We start from the raw sequence: 1907 nt of genomic DNA, 5'->3' as shown, positions 1-1907 counted from the left end.
TTACTTCCATGTGGCTGCATGAACCGTAAGATATAAAACACTTGCATATGAGCAAAATCACACTTACTATTAGAAAGGTATGAACAGAATTACCACAGCATAGGAATAACTTGAGATCGATTCAACCGAAGGGGCTCGACCAATGAATTTTTATGAACAGCGAATATTGCCCGCATCGAGGCAAATGAAAGACTTGGAGAAAGCCGTAGCTTCACCATACGAATATTTGGTCCTGCTCGATGTCCATATCGCTCAACTTAAGCACGCCTGCAGTATGGTGCATCAAGCGAACAAGAAATTATTTTTGCATATCGATCTGATCCAAGGACTTCAAAGCGACGCTCACGCGACGGAGTACCTTTGTCAGGAGTATCGGCCGTACGGGATTTTGTCGACAAAATCCAGCGTCATTCAAAAAGCGAAGCAAAAAGGCGTCGTAGCTGTACAGCGCATCTTCTTGATAGACAATAGCGCTCTGGAGAAGAGTTGCAAGCTGCTGCAGACGACGCAGCCCGATGTCATTGAAGTATTACCAGGGGGTATGCCGAACGTCATTCGCAAAGTGAAAGAACGAACAAGCCTACCAATTTTGGCAGGGGGGTTCATCTCGACGAGCGAAGATGTGGAACTCGCTCTGCAAGCTGGTGCCGAGGCGGTTACGACCTCGAATACGAAATTATGGACAAAATATGAAAAAAAGTGATTGACAACGCTTACAATTTTAAATAAAATTTGAATCAAGTTAATACTGTTACGGAGACTTGGAGATCTACTTTCAAACGCGTTGTCATCTCTGCTTGCAGCAGATGCGACGTGTACTTGATCGTAGGTCTCTTTGCATTTTCTTAACAGGAATGAACAACAGGAGGGGTCATTATGTCGGCGTTTTGGGGAGAATTTATTGGGACCATGATACTGATTGCACTCGGCGGGGGCGTATGTGCAGGGGTATCGCTAAAGAAATCGTATGCCGCTAATTCGGGCTGGATCGTCATTACGATGGGATGGGGTTTGGCTGTCGCGGTTGCGGCATATTCCGTAGGTTCGATAAGCGGAGCCCATCTCAACCCGGCACTTACATTGGGGCTCGCATTTATTGGGAATTTCCCTTGGGCTGATGTACCGTCGTACATAGCGGCACAGATGCTTGGCGCTATTGTAGGAGCTGTTCTTGTATTTCTGCATTATTTGCCGCACTGGAAACTGACGGAGGATCAGGGTGCGAAGCTGGGTGTGTTTGCGACAAGTCCAGCCGTCTATCATCCATTCTCCAACTTAATTAGTGAAATGATTGGAACGTTCATCTTGGTTCTCGGTATTTTGGCGATTGGCGCCAACAAGTTCACGGATGGTTTGAATCCACTGGTTGTTGGATTTCTCATTGTCAGTATAGGGTTATCGTTGGGAGGAACAACGGGATACGCCATCAACCCTGCACGCGACCTGGGGCCGCGAATCGCGCACATGCTGCTGCCGATCGCAGGCAAGGGCGGTTCCAATTGGAAATATGCCTGGATACCCGTCGTTGGGCCGCTGCTCGGAGGTTCGCTCGGTGGGCTGTTTTATAAAAATGTATTTTTAGGTCAGTCTGATGCGGTAATATGGGCAGTATCAGGTACCGCACTTGTTATCCTAGTATTTTCGTTGTTCTTGTCTAGAAAAAATGTTGTTAGATAAGTACTATCGCTAGAGTATAATCAATAATTTTTCCGTGATGTGCATGATCACTCAAGCCTCTTGCATGGATCACGATGAAATGAATCATGATGATTCAATCGATAGGGATTCACCACTACTGAATATGGGGGAATTTTATATGGAAAAGTACATCTTATCTCTTGATCAAGGCACAACGAGTTCCAGAGCCATTTTGTTCAACAAAGATGGACATATTGTCCACGTTGCCC

The 1907-nt window shown here is 46.0% G+C and carries 3 protein-coding genes; all 3 read left to right on the top strand.

The features are described from left to right. Positions 1–142: 142 nt before the first annotated feature. A complete protein-coding gene (locus AZ66_RS28835) occupies positions 143–703 on the top strand; it encodes a glycerol-3-phosphate responsive antiterminator (protein ID WP_021252550.1) in 561 nt (186 codons plus the stop codon). 173 nt (positions 704–876) lie between these two features. Then, a complete protein-coding gene (locus AZ66_RS28830) occupies positions 877–1677 on the top strand; it encodes an MIP/aquaporin family protein (protein ID WP_021259812.1) in 801 nt (266 codons plus the stop codon). Positions 1678–1801: 124 nt separating this feature from the next. Then, positions 1802–1907, top strand: a 106-nt coding sequence (locus tag AZ66_RS33485; protein ID WP_269433162.1) for an FGGY family carbohydrate kinase, incomplete at its 3' end; no start/stop codon positions are given.

Origin of the sequence: Paenibacillus sp. E194 (assembly GCF_000935845.1) — a bacterium.
Taxonomy (GTDB): Bacteria; Bacillota; Bacilli; order Paenibacillales; family Paenibacillaceae; genus Paenibacillus_B; species Paenibacillus_B alvei_B.
This window is presented reverse-complemented; position numbering and strand designations above follow the sequence as displayed.